General features: G+C 54.8%; 20 protein-coding genes and 1 pseudogene. 19 read left to right on the top strand and 2 right to left on the bottom strand.

What is annotated here, in order from left to right; all coding sequences use genetic code 11:
- Window positions 1-17 precede the first annotated feature (17 nt).
- The gene (gene sppA, locus HZS81_RS00105) at window positions 18-1121 is read left to right on the top strand and encodes a signal peptide peptidase SppA (protein WP_179928528.1); all 1104 of its coding nucleotides are present in this window, start codon (window positions 18-20) and stop codon (window positions 1119-1121) included.
- Here sppA and HZS81_RS00100 read toward each other — a convergent pair.
- Window positions 1118-1732 carry a Maf family protein gene (locus HZS81_RS00100; RefSeq protein WP_179928527.1) on the bottom strand — a complete coding sequence of 205 codons (615 nt, stop codon included), beginning with the start codon at window positions 1730-1732 and terminating at the stop codon, window positions 1118-1120. The two genes, sppA and HZS81_RS00100, sit on opposite strands and share 4 nt — an antisense overlap.
- Window positions 1733-1867: 135 nt before the next feature.
- Here HZS81_RS00100 and HZS81_RS00095 point away from each other — a divergent pair, with 135 nt between their 5' ends.
- The 17 genes from HZS81_RS00095 (at window position 1868) to HZS81_RS00015 (ending at window position 16273) form a co-directional block, all read left to right on the top strand.
- The gene (locus tag HZS81_RS00095) at window positions 1868-2416 is read left to right on the top strand and encodes a YceD family protein (protein WP_179928526.1); all 549 of its coding nucleotides are present in this window, start codon (window positions 1868-1870) and stop codon (window positions 2414-2416) included.
- A 35-nt stretch (window positions 2417-2451) separates the two neighbouring features.
- Window positions 2452-2622: a 50S ribosomal protein L32 gene (gene rpmF / locus HZS81_RS00090; RefSeq protein WP_179928525.1), complete on the top strand. Its 171-nt coding sequence runs from the start codon at window positions 2452-2454 to the stop codon at window positions 2620-2622.
- Between the two features lie 62 nt (window positions 2623-2684).
- Window positions 2685-3719: a phosphate acyltransferase PlsX gene (gene plsX, locus HZS81_RS00085; protein ID WP_179928524.1), complete on the top strand. Its 1035-nt coding sequence runs from the start codon at window positions 2685-2687 to the stop codon at window positions 3717-3719.
- Window positions 3720-3844: 125 nt separating this feature from the next.
- Complete coding sequence (fabD, locus tag HZS81_RS00080) at window positions 3845-4804, top strand: ACP S-malonyltransferase (protein ID WP_179928523.1); 960 nt, start codon at window positions 3845-3847, stop codon at window positions 4802-4804.
- Window positions 4805-4854: 50 nt separating this feature from the next.
- Window positions 4855-5598, top strand: coding sequence for a 3-oxoacyl-ACP reductase FabG (gene fabG / locus HZS81_RS00075; protein WP_179928522.1), 744 nt, complete (start codon window positions 4855-4857; stop codon window positions 5596-5598).
- Between the two features lie 121 nt (window positions 5599-5719).
- A complete protein-coding gene (acpP, locus tag HZS81_RS00070; RefSeq protein ID WP_100819851.1) occupies window positions 5720-5953 on the top strand; it encodes an acyl carrier protein in 234 nt (77 codons plus the stop codon).
- A gap of 262 nt (window positions 5954-6215) precedes the next feature.
- A complete protein-coding gene (gene fabF / locus HZS81_RS00065; RefSeq protein ID WP_179928521.1) occupies window positions 6216-7454 on the top strand; it encodes a beta-ketoacyl-ACP synthase II in 1239 nt (412 codons plus the stop codon).
- A gap of 34 nt (window positions 7455-7488) precedes the next feature.
- The gene (pabC, locus tag HZS81_RS00060) at window positions 7489-8301 is read left to right on the top strand and encodes an aminodeoxychorismate lyase (protein WP_179928520.1); all 813 of its coding nucleotides are present in this window, start codon (window positions 7489-7491) and stop codon (window positions 8299-8301) included.
- Between the two features lie 42 nt (window positions 8302-8343).
- Window positions 8344-9348, top strand: coding sequence for an endolytic transglycosylase MltG (gene mltG, locus HZS81_RS00055; protein WP_179928519.1), 1005 nt, complete (start codon window positions 8344-8346; stop codon window positions 9346-9348).
- 27 nt (window positions 9349-9375) lie between these two features.
- Window positions 9376-10029 (top strand): dTMP kinase, encoded by a 654-nt coding sequence (gene tmk / locus HZS81_RS00050; RefSeq protein ID WP_179928518.1) that lies wholly within the window; start codon window positions 9376-9378, stop codon window positions 10027-10029.
- Window positions 10020-11012 (top strand): DNA polymerase III subunit delta', encoded by a 993-nt coding sequence (locus tag HZS81_RS00045; RefSeq protein ID WP_179928517.1) that lies wholly within the window; start codon window positions 10020-10022, stop codon window positions 11010-11012. Before tmk ends, HZS81_RS00045 begins: the two co-directional genes overlap by 10 nt.
- Before the next feature lie 23 nt (window positions 11013-11035).
- Complete coding sequence (locus tag HZS81_RS00040; protein ID WP_179928516.1) at window positions 11036-11368, top strand: PilZ domain-containing protein; 333 nt, start codon at window positions 11036-11038, stop codon at window positions 11366-11368.
- A 43-nt stretch (window positions 11369-11411) separates the two neighbouring features.
- Window positions 11412-12242, top strand: a complete 831-nt coding sequence (locus HZS81_RS00035) for a TatD family hydrolase (protein ID WP_179928515.1) — start codon at window positions 11412-11414, stop codon at window positions 12240-12242.
- Window positions 12243-12272: 30 nt separating this feature from the next.
- A complete protein-coding gene (locus HZS81_RS00030; protein WP_179928514.1) occupies window positions 12273-12845 on the top strand; it encodes a DUF1285 domain-containing protein in 573 nt (190 codons plus the stop codon).
- Entirely contained in the window at window positions 12842-15064 is a 2223-nt protein-coding gene (locus HZS81_RS00025) for a UvrD-helicase domain-containing protein (protein WP_179928513.1), read from the top strand. The genes HZS81_RS00030 and HZS81_RS00025 overlap by 4 nt, the downstream gene beginning before the upstream one ends.
- A 132-nt stretch (window positions 15065-15196) precedes the next feature.
- Entirely contained in the window at window positions 15197-15541 is a 345-nt protein-coding gene (locus tag HZS81_RS00020; protein ID WP_179928512.1) for a CidA/LrgA family protein, read from the top strand.
- 12 nt (window positions 15542-15553) lie between these two features.
- The gene (locus HZS81_RS00015; protein WP_179928511.1) at window positions 15554-16273 is read left to right on the top strand and encodes an LrgB family protein; all 720 of its coding nucleotides are present in this window, start codon (window positions 15554-15556) and stop codon (window positions 16271-16273) included.
- A 90-nt stretch (window positions 16274-16363) separates the two neighbouring features.
- Here the strand turns inward: HZS81_RS00015 and HZS81_RS00010 are convergent, their stop codons facing one another.
- Window positions 16364-18004, bottom strand: a complete 1641-nt coding sequence (locus HZS81_RS00010; RefSeq protein WP_179928999.1) for an electron transfer flavoprotein-ubiquinone oxidoreductase — start codon at window positions 18002-18004, stop codon at window positions 16364-16366.
- 461 nt (window positions 18005-18465) lie between these two features.
- Here HZS81_RS00010 and HZS81_RS00005 point away from each other — a divergent pair.
- Window positions 18466-18595 (top strand): annotated as a pseudogene (locus HZS81_RS00005) (electron transfer flavoprotein subunit beta/FixA family protein); the annotation flags it as partial.

The raw sequence follows: 18595 nt of genomic DNA, 5'->3' as shown, positions 1-18595 counted from the left end.
TTTTTAAGGATATGCACATGAGTGACGAAACCACCAAAACGCCGACTGGCGATGAACCTGAAGCGAATAAACACGACCCTTGGACGCAAAATGCGTCGGTCGCATCAGATAAAGCGAAGCAAGAGCAAGCCTCGCCTACAGCCGGCAAGCCTGACGATGACGCGGCAACGTTGATAGAGCGCCAGCGCTTAGCGCAGATGGAAATGATGGATCGTTGGATCGGTGGCGTGTTGACCGAACAGCGCCGCAGCCGCCGCTGGAAGCTTTTCTTCCGTTTTGTCCTAGTGGCTATTGTGCTGGGTATGCTATCGCTGAGCGCTTACAGCGTCTATCAAGCGGGAGTCGGTAGCGCGATGCCGACGCAGCCGCATCTGGGTGTTGTGGAAGTCACCGGCGTGATAAGCAGCGATTCCCCTGCCAACGCGGAGCGTGTTATTCGTGGGCTTAATCGCGCGTGGTCTTCAGGCGATACCCAGGCGGTGGTAGTGCATATCAATAGTCCTGGTGGCAGCCCCGTTCAGTCACAGCGTATTTTTGCTGAGATGATGCGCCTACGGGAGTCGGGTGATAAGCCCATCATCGCGCTGGTTGAAGACATCGGTGCCAGTGGCGGCTACTACATTGCCGCGGCGGCGGATGAAATCGCCGCATCTCCGGTGAGCTTGGTAGGGTCTATTGGCGTTATCTACTCAGGGTTTGGCTTTAATGAAGCCATTGATTCAATCGGCATTGAACGGCGGGTAGTGACGGCAGGTGAAAACAAAGCCTTTTTAGACCCGTTCAAGCCCTTGGATGACGAAACGGTGGCGTTTTGGCAAACGGTGCTGGACAGCACTCATCAGCAGTTTATTGACGATGTGCGCGCTGGGCGAGGGGAGCGCTTAAGCGATGAAGAGGAAATTTTTTCGGGCTTGATATGGAACGGCGAGCAGGCGATGGAGCTTGGCTTGGTTGACCGACTGGATTCGCTGGAGTCGCTATCGCGCGACTACTTGGGAGAGGTTCGCTGGGAGAATTATACGCCGAGTCTTGATCCGTTTGATCGTTTGACGCGGCGCTTTACGCAAACCGCTGCACAGGTGTTGGGGATATCTACGTCGCCATCGCCTATTGCTTATTAAGTCGTCTGGTCATTAAACCTTTGCTCAAGCGGGTTGAAGCCCGCTTGGCGCAGCATATCGCATAGGGCAATCAGAGGGAGGCCGACGAGTGCGTTGGGGTCTCGGCCTTCCAGCGAGGCAAAGAGCGCAATACCTAACCCTTCCATGTAGAAACTGCCGGCACTGTCTAGCGGTTGTTCTTGTGCGACGTAATAGGCAATTTCAGCCTCTGAAAGCGTACGGAATACAACGTCAAACGGTTCAACATGAACTTGGTGATGCTGGCTGTGCGTATCCAGCAACGCTAAGCCGGTAAGAAATGTCACCCGCTGGCCTGAAAAGCGAGCGAGGTTTTCTCGTGCTTTCTCAGGCGTATGCGGTTTGCCTAGAATTTCGTCGTCAAAGACGGCGATTTGGTCGGAGCCAATAATGCAGTGGGCAGGATAGTGATCGGCCACTGCAAAAGCTTTGCTGAGGGCAAGACGATGCACCAGCGCTTGCGGAAGCTCTCCTTGTCTTGGTGTTTCGTCGATATCGGGCGAATGGCACTGGTAAGGGATGTGTAAGCGGTCGAGTAGGGTGCGGCGCGAGCGAGAACTCGAGGCAAGCACTAATGGCGAGGGTGTTGGCATGGTGAAACTCTCGGCAAAAAGTTAAAGTTGAGCAATTGGCGATGAGTGTAACGAAGCCGACAACATACGCCCAGAGATAAGAAATGCATCGGCGGCTTTGACAGACAAGGGGTGAGTGCCTATCATTGCGCGCCTATGTTGACCTCACAACTCCCCAGTCGGGTTGAGCCTTATAAGCTTGCAGCCCGCGACGAACGACTCGAAGGCCTTGTTGCGCTGAATCAGCTGACGCGACTGGTCGAAGAAGCCGGTGACCAAACAGGCGACTGTCATGTCGTGCTTGAGTTTGGCATTGATGAGCAGGGTCGTCGTGAAATTCGTGGCCACTTACAAGCGGATATGTTGCTTGCATGTCGTCGTTGCCTAGAGCCGATGCCGCAGCAAGTGGAAAGCCGGTTTTTGCTTGGCATGATCAGCGACGAAGCGTTAGCAGGAGAGCTTCCTGCAAGCCATGAGCCCGTGCTGGTGAAAAATGAACAGCTGGACTTGCTGACGGTTGTTGAGGATGAGTTGATTCTCAGTCTGCCTCAAGTCGTATATCACGACGAAAAGGAATGCAGTGTTTCGCCAGATCAGCTGGTCAGCAAAGCCAAAGGTTCGGACGATACCAAATCGCCAGCCGAAAACCCTTTCGCGGTGCTCAATGCTTTGAAGAGCAGTGGCGCGTTGAAAGGCAAAAAATAGTATCTTTTTACCCTACACACTTGGAGTAAACACCCATGGCAGTTCAAAAGAACCGTAAAACTCGCTCTAAGCGCGGTATGCGTCGCAGTCACGATGCCTTGAGCGCACCGACACTGTCTCAAGACAAAGAGACGGGCACCACGCACATGCGTCACCACGTCTCTCCGGACGGCTTCTATCGCGGTCGTAAGGTCGTAGAGGTTTAATACCTCGCGCCTTTTGTCAGTGGTCAAATCGCAATGACTCAGTAATCGTGGCTCAGTAACGCGTGCGCATCGCAATTGATGTAATGGGGAGCGATCAAGGCCCCCAATCCATCATCCATGGTGCCGCTAAAGCAGCGCTGCACCACGATAATTTGGAGCTTTTGTTGTTTGGTCCAAGCCGGCAAATCGTTGCCGAGCTCTCGCGCTTGCCGCAGCCTCTGGCTGCGGCAACGTCACGTTTGGTGGTATGCGATAGTCACGATAGCGTGGCCCAAGATGCCACTGCTGCGTGGGCATTACGTCATGGACAAGACAGCAGCATGGCGCAAATGCTGCGCTGTGTGGCAGGTAATGGCTCGCACGGCAGCGCCGATGCTGGCGTAAGCGCGGGGAATACCTCAGCGTTAGTTGCCTTATCGCGGCGCGAATTGGGCACATTGCCAGGTATTAGTCGCCCAGCGATCAGTACGGCGATCCCCACACGAAATGGTCGGCGTTGCTATCTGCTCGACTTGGGGGCGAATGTGGATTCACCCGCGCGGCGGCTGGTGGATTTTGCCGTAATGGGGGCGGCCATGGCGCAGAGCGTTGACGCTATTGAGCAACCTCGATTGGCACTGCTTAACGTTGGGGCCGAAGCGACAAAAGGCAGTCGCAGTGTGCGTGAGGCAAATACATTTTTGCGCCGTTACCCTGCTCACGCCCTTTTTGACTATCAAGGCTATGCTGAAGGTGGAGACCTTTTTCGCGGCAACCTTGATGTCGTTGTTTGTGATGGTTTTGTCGGCAACGCAGTGCTGAAATCGAGTGAAGGGTTGGCCAGTATGCTAATTGAACGCGTTCAGGCGGTATTCGAATCCCGACTGAGCGGACGTCTGGCAAGTTTACTGGCGAGGCCGGCACTCAAGCGGTTAAAAAATGAGCTTGATCCCGTGCGCTACAATGGCGCTAGTTTATTAGGGCTTTCGCGCATTGTGGTCAAAAGCCACGGCGGGGCTCATGCGGAAGGTTTTTATTATGCGATTGTGCGTGCGATTCAAGAAGTCGAGCACGATCTGCCGCAACAATTAGTGCAACGCTGGCAAACTCTGCCATAACGCTGATCAAATCGTGGGACTCATGAAGAGTGCCGCGGTGTGACCTGACCGGTAAAAGGTACAACAGACCGTTCAGTGTCTTGTGCTCACATGAGCAAACGCCAACAAGTGCAAAGGTGAACGACATGTCTCAACCCCTTGCCCTCATATTCCCTGGGCAAGGCTCTCAACAGCTAGGAATGCTGCGAGAGCTGGCCGAACGCTACAGTGTGGTAGGAACCACTTTCGAAGAAGCGTCGGATGCTTTGGGCTATGATCTGTGGAAAGTTGTGCAAGAAGGTCCCGAAGAGTCACTTAACGCGACGGCTTGTACCCAGCCAGCGCTTTTAGCCTCAAGCATCGCCGTTTGGCGCGTGTGGCAAGAGCTGGAAGGGCCGCGCCCCGGCGTAATGTCAGGTCACAGCTTAGGTGAGTACAGCGCTATGGTATGTGCCGGTGTGATGGGGTTTGCCGAAGGCATAAAGCTTGTGCGCCTGCGTGGTGAGGCCATGCAGGATGCCGTGCCCGCTGGCCAAGGGGCGATGGCGGCTATTTTAGGATTGGATAACGCAGCCGTTGAGGCAGCCTGTGAAAAGGCGGCACAAGGCGATGTGGTATCAGCCGTTAACTACAACGCCCCGGGGCAAGTGGTTATCGCCGGGTCTAAGTCAGCCGTGGAGCGTGCGATTGCCGCGTGCCAAGATGCCGGTGCGAAACGTGCGATGCCGTTACCGGTCTCGGTACCGTCGCACTGCGCGCTAATGAAGCCAGCCGCTGAGCGACTCTCAGCTGTTATTGGCGAAATTGATCTGCGTGCACCACGCTATAGTGTAATTCAAAATGTGGATGCACAAGCGCACGCTGATATAGATACATTACGTACCCGTTTGGTGGAGCAGCTTTATCAGCCTGTTCGTTGGACAGATTGCGTTGAGGCTATGAGTGCGCAAGGAGTGAAGGCGTTTATTGAGTGTGGGCCAGGTAAAGTGTTAACCGGCCTGAATAAGCGTATCGTACGGGGAAGTAAAGGTTTAGCGGTAAACGATCCCGATAGTTTGGATGCTGCGCTAGAGCTGGCGCGCGAAACAGTTGCAAATAACGACTAGACGTTAGCCGCGAGGTTGATGAGCACTTTTTCGACAAAGGGGTGTACGTAATGACACAAGAACGCAGAGTGGCGCTGGTCACCGGTGCCAGTCGCGGTATTGGTCGTGCCATTGCGCATGAACTTGGCCGCCAAGGCCGCGTTGTAGTGGGAACGGCCACAAGCGATGCGGGGGCGGAAAAAATTGATGCCGACCTTAAAGCGCAAGGCATTGAGGGAGCAGGCGTTTGTTTAAACGTTACTGATCCATCAAGCATTGATAACGTGCTGAAAACGATCACCGAACAGTTTGGTGCGCCGACTATCTTGGTGAATAATGCCGGCATTACCCGTGATAACCTTCTCATGCGTATGAAAGAAGATGAGTGGGACGCGGTAATGGATACCAATCTCAAATCCGTTTATCGCGTCAGCAAAGCGTGTTTGCGCGGTATGACAAAGGCGCGTTTCGGGCGAATTGTGTCGATAAGCTCTGTGGTAGCAACCATGGGTAACTTAGGTCAGGCTAACTACGCGGCAGCCAAAGCGGGTATGGAAGGATTTAGCCGTTCGTTGGCGCGCGAAGTAGCTTCGCGCAATATTACCGTCAATAATGTAGCGCCAGGCTTTATTGCTACCGACATGACCGAAGCGTTGCCGGAAGCTCAGCACGAAATGCTGCTCAAGCAGATTCCGCTGTCACGCCTAGGTGCACCCGAAGAGATCGCCGCTGCGGTGGGCTTTTTAACCAGCGATAGCGCAGGTTATATCACCGGAGAAACGCTGCAAGTCAACGGCGGCATGAATATGCGTTGATGCCCTTGGTTTGGCGGTTGCGTCTGCCAAAGGGCGTCTATAAACTACCCCGCAGCTTTTGGCTTGCGGTTTCCAAACGGCTGGTTATTAAACCGCTAATGTGAACGACTGGAGTACGTAGATGAGTACTATCGAAGAGCGCGTAAAAAAAGTTGTGGCCGAGCGCCTAAACGTTAAAGAAGAAGATATCCAAAACGGTTCTTCTTTTACCGAAGACCTGGGTGCTGACTCGCTCGACACCGTTGAGCTGGTCATGGCTTTGGAAGAGGAATTTGATACTGAAATTCCTGATGAAGAAGCTGAGAAGATTACGACGGTTCAGGAAGCGATTGACTACGTTAACGCCCACCAGTAAGGGCTGCGTTAGTGCTATGAGCCGAGGTGGGCTGACCGCCTAAATAAAAAGCCGTCCTCCTTTAGGACGGCTTTTTGCTGTATAGAGCAATGAACGTGGCAGGTGATCTCCGTTATACTGTCGCCTTTTGGCTAAAAGCTAAATGCTCGACATTAACGACGTTGCGTCTTAACGTGCACGTAGCCTATGCATTTTTACAGTAAGTGACCGGCAGAAATAATCCAAATGGGTTAAGTCACCATGGATGCCTGGAGGAAAACGAATGGCACGAAAAAGGGTAGTGGTAACTGGGCTAGGCCTGGTGACCCCTGTGGGAAATACCGTCGATGAGTCGTGGTCCAACATCGTCGCAGGTAAAAGCGGTATTGCACCCATCGAACATTTTGATACAAGTGATTTTAATACGCGCTTTGGTGGGTCGGTTAAAAACTTTGATATTAGCCTCTATTTAAACCCTAAAGATGCCCGCAAGATGGATCTGTTTATCCAATACGGTATGGCCGCAGGCGCGCAGGCCATTCAGGACGCTGGTATCGAATGCAACGAAGATAACGCAGACCGTATTGGTGTCGCGATTGGCTCAGGCATTGGCGGACTGCCCATGATTGAGCACAATCATAATGCGCTGCAAAAAAGCGGTCCGCGACGGATATCACCGTTTTTCGTGCCGGGCTCCATCATCAATATGATCTCCGGCAACATGGCGATTCAGCACGGCTTTAAAGGCCCCAATATTGCCATTACCACCGCCTGCACCACCGGCACTCATAATATTGGCTATAGTGCGCGTACCATCGCCTATGGCGATGCCGATGTGATGGTGTGTGGTGGCGCTGAAATGGCGACCACGCCTTTAGGGCTTGGCGGTTTCTCTGCGGCGCGTGCACTTTCCACCCGTAACGATAATCCCGAAGCAGCAAGCCGCCCGTGGGATGCGGATCGCGATGGATTCGTTCTCTCTGATGGGGCGGGTGTGCTGGTGCTAGAGGAGTATGAGCACGCCAAAGCGCGCGGCGCGACTATCTACGCAGAGCTTGCAGGCTTCGGTATGAGTGACGATGCCTTCCACATGACAGCTCCGCCCGAAGATGGCAGTGGCGCGGCCATTTCCATGAGCAATGCGATTAAAGATGCGCAAATTGACGCGGCAAACGTCGATTATATCAATGCACACGGTACCTCCACTGCATCAGGCGACTTGGCCGAAAGCCGTGCGGTAGAGCGCGTATTAGGCGATGCCGCTAAAAATGTGGCGGTGAGTTCAACTAAGTCCATGATTGGCCACCTGTTGGGGGCGGCCGGTGCCGTGGAAGCGGTCTTTAGTGTGCTGGCCATTCGCGATCAAGTAGCGCCGCCTACGATCAACCTGGACAACCCTCAGGAAGGCTGCAACCTCGATTACGTACCCCACAGTGCCCGCGATATGATGATCGATGTAGCGCTTTCCAACTCCTTTGGGTTTGGTGGCACCAACGGCTCGCTGCTGTTCAAGAAGGTGTAGTCGTAAAGCGGGATAACGCACGATGGTGAGCGTAATGACGGCGTCTCCAATGTTACCGTTTGATGATCGTGGCTTTGCCTACGGAGACGGCGTCTTTGAGACTGTGCTATTACGCGAGGGCGAGCCTGTTTTGTGGGATTACCATCGCGCCCGTTTGCACCGAGGCTGTGAGGTATTAGGCATACAAACGCCCAGTGACGCAGCGCTTGATGCCACGTGGCAAGCCGCTGAGCAGGGTGAGGCGCTCCCGCAACACGAAGTGCTTAAAATAGTGGTAACGCACGGTAGCGGAGGCCGTGGCTATGCGCCGCCGCCAACGCCAGCGCCGCGCTTATTGAGCCACCGCATGCCGTTTACGCCGAATTTTTCGCGCGGGTATAAAGGGGTTCATGTGTGTATTTGTGACCTTCGGCTTGCGCACCAGCCCCGGCTTGCCGGTATTAAACACCTTAATCGGTTGGAAAATGTGCTCGCACGACGCGAGTGGCAGCGCGATGATATTGCCGAAGGTTTACTCGCCGATCAGCAAGGTAATCTGGTAGAAGCCACCAGCATGAACCTTTTTTGGCAACAAGACGGTGTTGTATGGACGCCGCCGCTAGAGCAGTGCGGGGTGGCGGGCACGCTGCGTGAGGCGCTTTTATCACTACAGCTTATTGTGGTTGCCTCACTGCCATTACGTGAACTCCATTGTGTCGAGCAGCTTTGGGTGGGTAACTCGGTGCAAGGTATTTGGCCGGTGGTGGCGTTGGTAACGCCCGATGGTCAAGTGCAAAAGCGCTGGCCGTTGCCTACAAACGATGTGTTTCAAGCGGCCGGACATCGGCTATTAGGCTTTGCCTCTTAACGCGTTGTGTCGTTGAAGCAAAATGATGAAAAGAGGTGGGTTTTGAAACGGATTTTTGCGGCGTTATTGGTCGTGTTGGCGCTGGGAGCTATAAGTGCAGCCGGTGCTTACTATTATTGGCAAAGTCGCCTCTCGGCACCGCTAGCGCTTGAAGAGCCGCAGCTTTATCAGGTTCCATCAGGTGCGGGTTTTCATCGTGTGATTGCCGAACTGGGTGAGCAAGGCACTATCACGGATGCTTGGGCGTTTCGTCTGTTACCTCGGCTTGCGCCGGATAAACTGCCGCAGCTGCGTGCGGGCGAATATCAGTTGCAACCGGGAATGACAGGCCGCGATATGCTTGAGTTACTGGGCAGTAATGACGTTGTGACCTATTCGCTTACCGTGCCCGAGGGTTGGACGTTTCGCCAAATGCGCGAACTTCTTAACACAGCATCGAAGCTAGATAATCGCACGGCAGAAATGAATGACGAAGAGGTCATGGCGCTAATAGGTCGTGAAGGTGTCCATCCTGAGGGCTGGTTTTTCCCTGACACTTACCGTTACCACTTAGGCATGAGCGACGTAGATATTTTGCAGCAGTCACTGGAGAAGATGGAGCAGGTGCTAGATGAAGTATGGGCTGAGCGTAGTGAAGACCTACCTATCGATACACCCTATGAAGCCCTGATTATGGCATCGCTAATTGAGCGCGAAACCGGCGCGCCGGAGGAGCGGCGTGAAATTGCCGGTGTGTTTAAACGTCGTTTAGAGAGCGGTATGCGTCTACAAACCGACCCGACGGTGATTTACGGTATGGGTGAGCGTTACGATGGCAGCATCAGTTATGCCGATCTGCGCGAAGCGACCCCGTACAACACCTACGTAATTGATGGCATGCCGCCGACACCTATTGCCCTTCCAGGTCGGGCAGCGCTGGAAGCTGCGGTAAACCCGCTGCCGGGGGAGACGCTCTATTTCGTCGCCAAAGGGGATGGCACCCATTACTTTTCGCGCACGCTACGTGAGCATAATAACGCCGTTAACCGCTATATACGCAATCGGTAATTCATCATCCATTATGTTGAGGCCATCATGAGCCAGCGCGGGCGCTTTATCACCCTAGAAGGCGGCGAAGGCGTGGGTAAATCGACCAACCTACAATTTGTGGCCGATTGGCTGCGTGCCCAAGGGCAAGACGTTATTAGCACGCGTGAGCCGGGCGGCACGTCGCGTGCGGAAGATATACGCCACCTGTTACTTGACCCCGTGCCGGACGAGCCGTTAAGCGTTGATACCGAGCTTTTGTTGATGTTTGCCGCGCGAGCGCAACATTTGGCAGAGAAGATTTTGCCCGCGCTTGAGCGTGGGACCTGGGTGGTGTGTGACCGCTTTACCGATGCGACCTACGCGTACCAAGGCGGCGGGCGCGGTATTGCCTTTGAGCGTATCGCCACGCTTGAGCACTTCGTTCAGCGGGGGCTACAGCCCGATCTCACGCTGCTACTGGATATGCCGGTGGAGGCTGCAAGCCATCGGGTGGCATCGCGCTTATCGCATCAAGGTGGTGAGCGTGACCGCTTTGAGCGTGAGCATGGCGAGTTCTTTGACGCCGTCCGCAATGCCTACCTTGAGCGAGCCGCCCAGGCACCTCAGCGCTTTGCCGTCATCAATGCGGCAGAGTCGTTGGAGCTTGTGCAAGTGGCGATTGCAGATGCGTTAGCCAAGCGGGTGGCAGCATGGCCGTAGCCGTAGCGTCGGTGCTACCGTGGCATCACGGCATGTGGAAGCAGCTGTTGCGCTTGCAGCAAAATGGCCGACTCCCCCATGCGCTTCTGTTTAATGGGCCTCATGGGGTCGGTAAGCAAGCGTTAGCGGAGGCGTTAATCGCCCAGATGCTGTGTGCTAACTCCAGTACTTACGCCTGTGGGGAGTGTCATAGCTGCCGGATGCTTGCCTCGGGCTACCATCCGGATTTGCTACGTGTATCGCCGGAGGAGGGTAAGCGTCAAATTCGCATTGACCCGATTCGTGAGGTGAACCGTTTTGTGAACCAAACCGCACAGCAAAGCGGTTACCGAGTGATTGTGATTTCGCCGGCAGAGGCGATGAATGTGGCAGCGGCCAATGCGCTGCTCAAAAGCTTGGAAGAACCGGGCGATAAGACGCTTTTTATTCTCCTTTCCGACGTGCCGTCGCGAATGCTGCCGACTATTCGCTCCCGCTGCCAGCAGTGGTCGCTGGCGAGTGTGGCCTATGCTGAATGCCGTTCCTGGCTCTTGGAGCAACTGCACAGCGAAGAAGAGGCCCGCTTTTGGTGGCAAGTTGCGGGTGGCTTGCCCTTGTTGGCGTTGGAATTAGCCGCGCCTGAAGAGCGGGCGCTTCGCCACCAGCTGCATGATAGCTTTGAACAGCTGATGCGCGGCGCCGAGCCAGTAAGCGAAGCGGCACGGCTCGACCGTCAAGCGTTGGATGGTATCCTGTGGTACGGTATCGCTTGGTTGGAAGACCTTATCCGTTTCGGGTTATCGGGAGATGAAACGGGCCTGCACAACGCTGATTTGGTGCCTTTGTATCGCCAAGCCATGAAGAATGGCCGCGTGCAAGACTGGTTTCGCCTGCTGGATTACGCCCGCGAGCAGCGCCGTTTGTTAGCGGTAGGAGCCAACCCGAACCCGCAGCTGGTGCTTGAAGCATGGTTGGTGCGTTGGGCAGCCTTGTTGCGCTCGTAAGCCGCCCCTAGGAGAGACCCCATATGACGCAAAAAGCGCTCTCGCTAAGCGTTCCCGATGTACCGACGCTGCTCGCCGCCTACATGCCTTTTTTGGATCGTGGTGGTATTTTTGTGCCGACCCACAAGCCCTATGCTATGGGGCAAAAAGTGGTGTTGCTACTAACACTGCCCGCTGACGAAGAGCGGCTAACGGTAAGTGGCCAAGTTATTTGGGTGTCACCCGAGGGGGTGACTGGTCGTCGGATGCCTGGGATTGGCGTGCATTTCAGCCAGCAGGATTACAGCGTGCGTGATCGCATCGAAACCTTGCTGGCAGGTCAGCTAGACAAGGCCGCTCCCTCCTATACGCTATAAGTGTTTTATTGTTTCTCTTCTCATTGCTAATGTTGAGTGCGCTATGTTTGTTGATTCCCACTGCCACCTTGATCGCTTATCCGATAAAACCCATGGCGGTGATCTTAACGCCGCATTAGAGGCTGCCCGCGCGGCTGACGTTAGCCAGTTTCTTGCTATCGCCGTGACGTTAGAAGATGTACCTAGCTTGGCAGCACTTGCGCGTGAGCATCAAGACGTCGTGATTTCAGCTGGCTTGCACCCCCTGCACACGGTGGAGCAAGAGCCTAGCGTTGACGATATTATCGATACGGCAGACCAATACGGTTCGGTAGCCATTGGCGAATCGGGGTTGGATTACCACTACCGCGAAAGCGTGCCTGCCGATGTGCAGTATGCGCGTTTTAAGCGCCACCTGATGGCCGCGCATGAGCTTGAACTCCCGATTGTGGTGCACACGCGCGAAGCTAAAGATGACACGCTGGCCCTGTTGCGCGAGCATACTGACCCAAAGGTGGGTGGCGTTCTTCACTGCTTTACCGAAGATTTAGGCATGGCGCGTGAAGCGATCAAACTGGGCTTTTATATTTCGCTTTCGGGCATTGTGACGTTTCGTAATGCCGAGTCCTTACGCGAGTTGGTGCGAAAGCTCCCGCTGGATCGACTGCTGATCGAAACCGATAGCCCCTATCTCGCGCCGGTGCCTTACCGTGGCAAGCCCAATGAGCCCGCCTGGGTAGTGAAAGTTGCCGAATGTATTGCCGACGAACGCGGTATTAGCGTAGATGAAGTGGCGATGCAGACCACGGCTAACTTTTACCACCTATTCCGCACGGCGGCTCCTGAGGCGCCTGCGCACATCCGTGATGGGCTGGCTCAGGCAGGCCTAGTTTAAGCTAAGTGTATGCTGAGGGGAGGAGCTTTAATGAACCTAGATCGGTTGCTCCAACAGTGTGAAAGTGCGGCCAACGTGCCACCAGTAGAACAGTGGGACCCGCCACTAGCAGGGGACATGTCGCTAGTGATTAAAGCAGATGGTCAATGGCTCCACGAGGGGCGTGCCTTTACGCGCCCTGCGTTGGTGCGTTTGCTTGCAAGCCTGCTGCGTCAAGACCCAGAGGGCGTTTGCTTAGTGACGCCGGTTGAACGCTGGCGCGTAGAGGTCGAGGACTGCCCGTTTGTAATTATACAAGCGCATCAACGCGGCAGTGATTGGTATCTGGTGACGCAGTATGACGACGAACTTTGCTTGGATGCCGATCATCCGCTAAGCATTACATCCACACCCGCTGGCGAAGCAGTGCCACAAGTACCTGTACGACAGGGCCTTTCGGCGCGCATCAGCCGTAATGTCTACTATCAACTGGTCGAGGCCGCTACGACGCGAGAGCAAGAGGATGGCACGATAGAGATCGGCATCGAAAGTGCCGGGCAGTGGCATGTCCTTGGGCACGTAGGTCGTCATGAGCTGACAGATAGCGCAAGCGGGGCAGAGTGAAGCTCACAGTGCAGCAGCAAGCGGTGGTGGCGCATGCCAATGGTCATGCCCGTGTGGCGGCAGTGGCTGGGGCGGGTAAAACGACCACCATGGCGGCTCGGGTACTGTATTTACTTGATCAAGGTGTCTCGCCCAAGCGTATCTTAGTATTGATGTTTAACCGCTCGGCCAAAGATGACTTTCAGCGTCGTTTGGTGCAGCTTGCTAAGCCCGGTCAAGCGCTGCCCGATGTCCGTACTTTCCACTCGTTAGGGCACCGATTAACGCAAAGCTTGTGCCGCTGGGGGGCGCTTTCGCCGCGGCGATTGCTATCAGCGGATTGGCAGCTTGAGCGGCTATTGCGTCAAGCCAGCCTAAACGTGTTGCGAGATGAGCCCGAACGTCGCGATGCCGCTTTGGAGGGAGAGCGCCTGGAGGCGCTGGCACATTTCAGCAATTTAGTGAAAGCGGAAATGGCCGAGCCGACTGAGCTCCACCAACGCCTGCAGTTTGACGACGACACCGACTACTTTCCAGCCGCGTTTAAAGAAGGCGAGCGCCTTTTACGCGACGAAGGGGTCATGACCTATGCCGACCTGCTTTATCGCCCACTTCAGGCGTTGGAAGCGGATGATGGCCTGCGGTCGCGGGTTGAAGGGTTTCTCGATCACGTCATTATCGATGAGTATCAGGATATAAACGCCGCCCAGCAGCGCTTACTCGCGGTACTTGCCGGTTCGCAAGCCGAGGTCATGGCGGTTGGCGATGCTAATCAGTGCATTTACGAGTGGCGCGGCGCCCGCCCGGATACGATGCTGGAAAATTTCACGGCTACTTTTGGCGTTGCCACCGATTATCCGCTTTCCATGACGTTTCGCCATGGTCACGCACTGGCGTTGGCGGCTAATCACGCTATTGCGGCTAACCGCCGACGTCCTGACCAGCTCTGCCTGGCCGACAATCGAAACCCGGCAACCTGGTTAGGGGTCGGGCAGGGGAGTCGTTTCTTTTTAGATGCGCTGGTGGATTGGCAAGCCCAAGGGCGTGCGCTCAACGAGGCGTGCCTTTTGGTGCGTAGCTGGGCGCTTTCCGTGCCGTTTCAGCTCGCGCTTTTGCAGGCGGGGATTCCGTTTCGCATGCTGCGCGAAGATCGTTTCGTTTTTCGCCTGCCGCTGGTTCAGGCTTTGGCGGGCTATTTAAAGCTGGCGCGGCGCCCAGCCCTGCTGCACGACCCCGAGCAGATCCACCTACTGCTCGCACAGCCCACGCCCTTTGTCGCCCGCGAGCGCCTTCGTCGCCTAGCCCATCAACTAGCGCAATCGCAGCGCTGGCCCGAACGCCACGACCCGGTGCTGGCAGACTTAAAGCCGATCCAGAAGCGCACGCTGAAAAAACGTTGGGCGCTGCTATGTGAGCTGCCAAAACTGGCCGCTTGGCCGCCAGCAAAGCTGCTGCATTATGTGGTCGAGAGCATTGAGGCGCAGAAAACGTTAAAACGCGCCGCTGCTCGGCGGGATAAAGGCGAAGAAGATGTGCGCCTGCTAGACGTATTAATCGAGCAAGCGGAAAGCGTGCAAGACCCCGATGCCTTTATCGAACTGTTAGAGCGCCCGGTGGAAAACCAAGCCAGTGGTGTGCTGATCAGTACGGTACATGGGGCCAAAGGGCTAGAGTGGCCGTTTGTCTCCGTAGCAGGCGCCAATGAAGAGGATTTTCCCCACTACAGTCGTGATAATCCCTTGACCGATGAACGCCTGGAAGAAGAGCGGCGTCTGTTCTATGTAGCGATAACGCGGGCACAGGAAGCACTTTTGCTACTTCACGATGGTGGTGAGCACCGTCCCAGCCGCTTTATTGCGGAAAGTGCCTGGCAAGATAGCCAGCGTATGGCGAAGCGGTTGCAGGGAGACGCTGAGAGCGTTCAGCCACTAAGCGTGTCGTCTCCGGCACTGGTCAAACGCTACCTTGAGCAAGCAGGGCGTGATGATATTACCGTGGTTGCGGCACAAGTGGATGAACCGAAGCCGGGCTATAGTTCAAACCTGCGTTTTTACCCCGGTCAGCGCTTACGTCATGCAGTGTTTGGCGAGGGCGAAGTCGCCGCTGTCGAAGGCTCGCCGGATAACCCCGTGATTGACGTGCGTTTTACCCAAGCCGGGCGGCGCCGGCTTGTCGCGCACCGAGCGCCGATTGAAGTGCTGACGAAGTCACGTGATAACGACGCACAGGCGCATTGCTAATCACTGGTAATAGTTTCTGAAATAGTTTCTGAAATAGTTTCTGAAATAGTTTTTGGAATAGTTTTTGGAATAGTTTTTGGAATAGTTTGTGGCCGAAGTCTCTGACAATGGTCTTATGTAAAGAGGGCTCAAATGGTTCAAGGGTTTTTGATTTTGTTGCTTTGCCAACTTACCGGCGAATGGCTGATGGTGTGGCTAGGGATACCGGTGCCGGGACCGGTGGCCGGTATGATACTGCTGCTAATTGGCCTAGTGGTATTTGGTCGCGTGCCCGATTATCTGCGTATGCCGGCAGAAGGGCTGATTCGCCACCTGTCGTTATTGTTTGTGCCAGCTGGCGTGGGATTGATGGTGTTTGCCGATGTGCTGGCGCAGCAGTGGTTAGCGATCTTGCTATCGCTGGTGCTAAGCACTTTCATTACGCTGATAGTGACCGCTTGGATGTTGCAGACACTGGAAACCCGTCAGCGCAAGTAGTACGAGGCTAGTATGGAGATCACCAATTTCTGGGTGTATTTCGCCGCCCGTCCGCTGTTCTGGATCGTAATTACACTGATGGCCTTTCTGCTGGCCATGGCGCTGAATCGTAAGGTGGGAGGTTCGGCGCTACTACATCCTGTGCTTGTTGCTATGGTGTTGATCATAGTGCTTTTGCAGTTGAGCGGCACTGATTACGATACGTATTTTGAAGGCGCGCAGTTCATTCATTTTCTTCTCGGCCCTGCCACGGTCGCGCTGGCAGTGCCTCTTTTTGACCATCGGGAACGCATACGGCGCCTGTTGGTTCCCCTTAGCGTCGCGTGTATTAGCGGCAGTCTTACCGCGGTTGTCAGCACGCTATTGATTGGGCAGCTACTCGGTGCCAGCGATGCGTTATTACTCTCGCTAGCGCCCAAATCGGTGACGTCTCCTATTGCTATCGGGATTGCCGATCAAATCGGTGGTTATCCCTCGCTTGCCGCTGGGTTAGCGTTGATGACGGGCGTTATTGGTTGCCTGTTGGCGCCGTTGGTGTTCAAAATGCTTAAGACGCGCTCAGAAACGGCGATAGGGTTTTCCCTGGGATTATCTGCGCATGGTTTCGGTACTGCCTATGCCATGCAACGGAGCACGCTTACAGGGGCTTTCGCCGGCCTGGCCATGGGCTTGACTGGCGTGCTGAGTTCGCTGTTGATTCCCTTGGTGGTAAGGCTAATGGGCCTCAGCTAAGTGATAACTTGCCGACTCGATAAAATCGACCGCTGCTGCGGGCACAGACGTAAACGTGCCCGCAGCGGTAGTTATAGTGTGAGGTGAAGCTTACATATTGGGGTAATTTGGCCCACCACCGCCTTCCGGTGCGACCCAGGTGATGTTCTGCGCGGGGTCTTTGATGTCGCAGGTTTTGCAGTGCACGCAGTTTTGGAAGTTTATCTGGAACTTGGGATTGCCTTCATCGTCCTCAATCACTTCATAAACGCCTGCCGGGCAGTAGCGCTGCGCGGGTTCGGCATATTTAGGTAGGTTGTCGCGAATCGGTAGCTCTGGGTCGGCTAAACGCAGGTGGCAGGGCTGGTCTTCTTCGTGGTTCGCATTGGAGAGAAATACCGATGAGGACTTATCGAACGACAGCTTGCCATCCGGTTTGGGGTAGTCAATTTTATCAAATTGATCCGCTGGCTTTAGTTTGCCGTGATCGGTGGTAGTGTCGTGAACGTTGGGGAGCTTGCCGCCAAGTAGCTGATCGACGAAATTGTACGCGCCACCACCAATGGTGCCGTACTTGTGAATTGCCGGACCAAAGCTTGCGCTCTCTTTAAGTTCGGCATACGCCCAGCTGGCTTCCCACTTCTCAGTGAAAGAGGTGAGTTCTTGGCCCCCCTCATCGCCTGCTTTGAGCGCTTCAAAAACGCTTTCTGCCGCCACCAGGCCAGATTTCATCGCCGTGTGTAAGCCTTTTATCTTCGAGAAGTTAAGCGTGCCCGCATCGCAGCCGATCAAAAGCCCGCCAGCGAACGTCATCTTGGGTAAGCAGTTGAAGCCACCTTTGGTAATGGAGCGAGCACCATACGCCACGCGCTTGCCACTATCCAAGTGCTGGCTGATAACCGGATGGTGTTTCATACGTTGGAATTCATCGAACGGCGAGAGCCATGGGTTCTGGTAGGAGAGGTCCATGATCAAACCCAGGACAACCTGATGGTTTTCAGCATGATAGAGAAACCAGCCACCGTGGGTATTGCTATCCAGCGGCCAGCCCGAGCCATGCAGCACTAAGCCGGGTTCGTGTTTATCGGCCGGCACATCCCACAGTTCTTTCAGGCCGATACCGTAATGCTGGGGGTCGCACCCGGCGTCGAGAGCAAAGTCGTTGATCAAACGCTTGCCCAGGTGACCGCGTGAGCCCTCGGCGAACAGCGTATATTTGGCGCGAAGCTCCATGCCCGGCATGTAGCCATCTTTCGGGGTGCCGTCAGCAGCCACACCCATGTCGCCAATGAGGATCCCGCGGACAACTTCATCTTCAATAATCACTTCCTGCGCGGCAAACCCGGGGAAAATTTCGACGCCCAGCGACTCCGCCTGTTCACCAAGCCAGCGGGTTAGGTTGCCTGCACTGATCACGTAGCGTGTGCTGTCACCGCCGGTATTGTGCATGCTCTTCGGCACGAGGGCACTGGGTAGTTTCTGTGCTTTTTCGGCGTCTTTAAGCAGGTAGAGCTCATCGCGTGTGGCCGGCGTTGTCAGCGGTGCGCCGCGCTCTTCCCAGTCGGGGAATAGCTCCTGCAAGGCGCGGGGCTCAAAGACAGCACCCGACAGAATGTGCGCGCCCACCTCGGAGCCTTTTTCGACCACGCATACGCTGAGCTCTTGCTCGGCCTCGTTGGCCTGTTGCATCAAGCGACACGCGGCAGAAAGGCCTGCCGACCCAGCGCCGACGATCACTACGTCAAATTCCATGACATCGCGTTCGACGTTTTCCGTTGCACTGTTTTCAGCAGCATTGGTTTCAGCAGCGTTATTTTCCACCCTGGTTTCTCCTTACCTTTCATGTTTTATATTATGTAATGACACATTGCGTAGAATGAGTTTATGCAAACATAAACTTAATGTTAAACGGTTGTTTGCTTCTGATTATAGTTCATGATAGGCATAATATCTTTTTCAAGTCATCCACTTCCGCGCTACATGTAGCATATCGTGCGACAGTCGGGCTTGCAGCCGTTGAACGGGCGGATTGCGACCAAGGGCGTAGATAAGGAGTATTGTCGCCCTTTATAAAGCTGTGGCATGTTGATAAGGTTTTTTAGTAGCGTGCCTATCAAACGCTTGCATGAATTTGAGCAATGATGACCAGGCGCTGACAAGAACAGCGTCATCCAAGAGTAACGGCTTAACATCCAAAGCCAAGCGAGGAATCTATGAAAGTACTCGTCGCGGTGAAACGCGTCATCGACTACAACGTCAAAATTCGGGTCAAGCCGGATAATTCTGACGTTGATCTCACCAACGTCAAAATGGCCATGAATCCCTTCTGCGAAATCGCCGTAG

It is taken from the genome of Vreelandella salicampi, from assembly GCF_013415105.1.
GTDB lineage: Bacteria > Pseudomonadota > Gammaproteobacteria > Pseudomonadales > Halomonadaceae > Vreelandella > Vreelandella salicampi.
Note: the sequence above shows the minus strand (reverse complement) of the source record. Positions and strands in the feature narration are given on the sequence as shown.

Bases quoted from the DNA above. Each gene is read 5' to 3' on its own strand.
- HZS81_RS00100 (WP_179928527.1), bottom strand. From the start codon at position 1,732: ATGCCAACACCCTCGCCATTAGTGCTTGCCTCGAGTTCTCGCTCGCGC.
- sppA (WP_179928528.1), top strand. From the start codon at position 18: ATGAGTGACGAAACCACCAAAACGCCGACTGGCGATGAACCTGAAGCG.
- HZS81_RS00040 (WP_179928516.1), top strand. From the start codon at position 11,036: ATGACGCAAAAAGCGCTCTCGCTAAGCGTTCCCGATGTACCGACGCTG.
- acpP (WP_100819851.1), top strand. From the start codon at position 5,720: ATGAGTACTATCGAAGAGCGCGTAAAAAAAGTTGTGGCCGAGCGCCTA.
- HZS81_RS00010 (WP_179928999.1), bottom strand. From the start codon at position 18,004: ATGGAATTTGACGTAGTGATCGTCGGCGCTGGGTCGGCAGGCCTTTCT.
- rpmF (WP_179928525.1), top strand. From the start codon at position 2,452: ATGGCAGTTCAAAAGAACCGTAAAACTCGCTCTAAGCGCGGTATGCGT.
- HZS81_RS00030 (WP_179928514.1), top strand. From the start codon at position 12,273: ATGAACCTAGATCGGTTGCTCCAACAGTGTGAAAGTGCGGCCAACGTG.
- pabC (WP_179928520.1), top strand. From the start codon at position 7,489: ATGACGGCGTCTCCAATGTTACCGTTTGATGATCGTGGCTTTGCCTAC.
- HZS81_RS00095 (WP_179928526.1), top strand. From the start codon at position 1,868: ATGTTGACCTCACAACTCCCCAGTCGGGTTGAGCCTTATAAGCTTGCA.
- fabD (WP_179928523.1), top strand. From the start codon at position 3,845: ATGTCTCAACCCCTTGCCCTCATATTCCCTGGGCAAGGCTCTCAACAG.
- HZS81_RS00035 (WP_179928515.1), top strand. From the start codon at position 11,412: ATGTTTGTTGATTCCCACTGCCACCTTGATCGCTTATCCGATAAAACC.
- HZS81_RS00045 (WP_179928517.1), top strand. From the start codon at position 10,020: ATGGCCGTAGCCGTAGCGTCGGTGCTACCGTGGCATCACGGCATGTGG.
- fabF (WP_179928521.1), top strand. From the start codon at position 6,216: ATGGCACGAAAAAGGGTAGTGGTAACTGGGCTAGGCCTGGTGACCCCT.
- HZS81_RS00020 (WP_179928512.1), top strand. From the start codon at position 15,197: ATGGTTCAAGGGTTTTTGATTTTGTTGCTTTGCCAACTTACCGGCGAA.
- tmk (WP_179928518.1), top strand. From the start codon at position 9,376: ATGAGCCAGCGCGGGCGCTTTATCACCCTAGAAGGCGGCGAAGGCGTG.
- HZS81_RS00015 (WP_179928511.1), top strand. From the start codon at position 15,554: ATGGAGATCACCAATTTCTGGGTGTATTTCGCCGCCCGTCCGCTGTTC.
- fabG (WP_179928522.1), top strand. From the start codon at position 4,855: ATGACACAAGAACGCAGAGTGGCGCTGGTCACCGGTGCCAGTCGCGGT.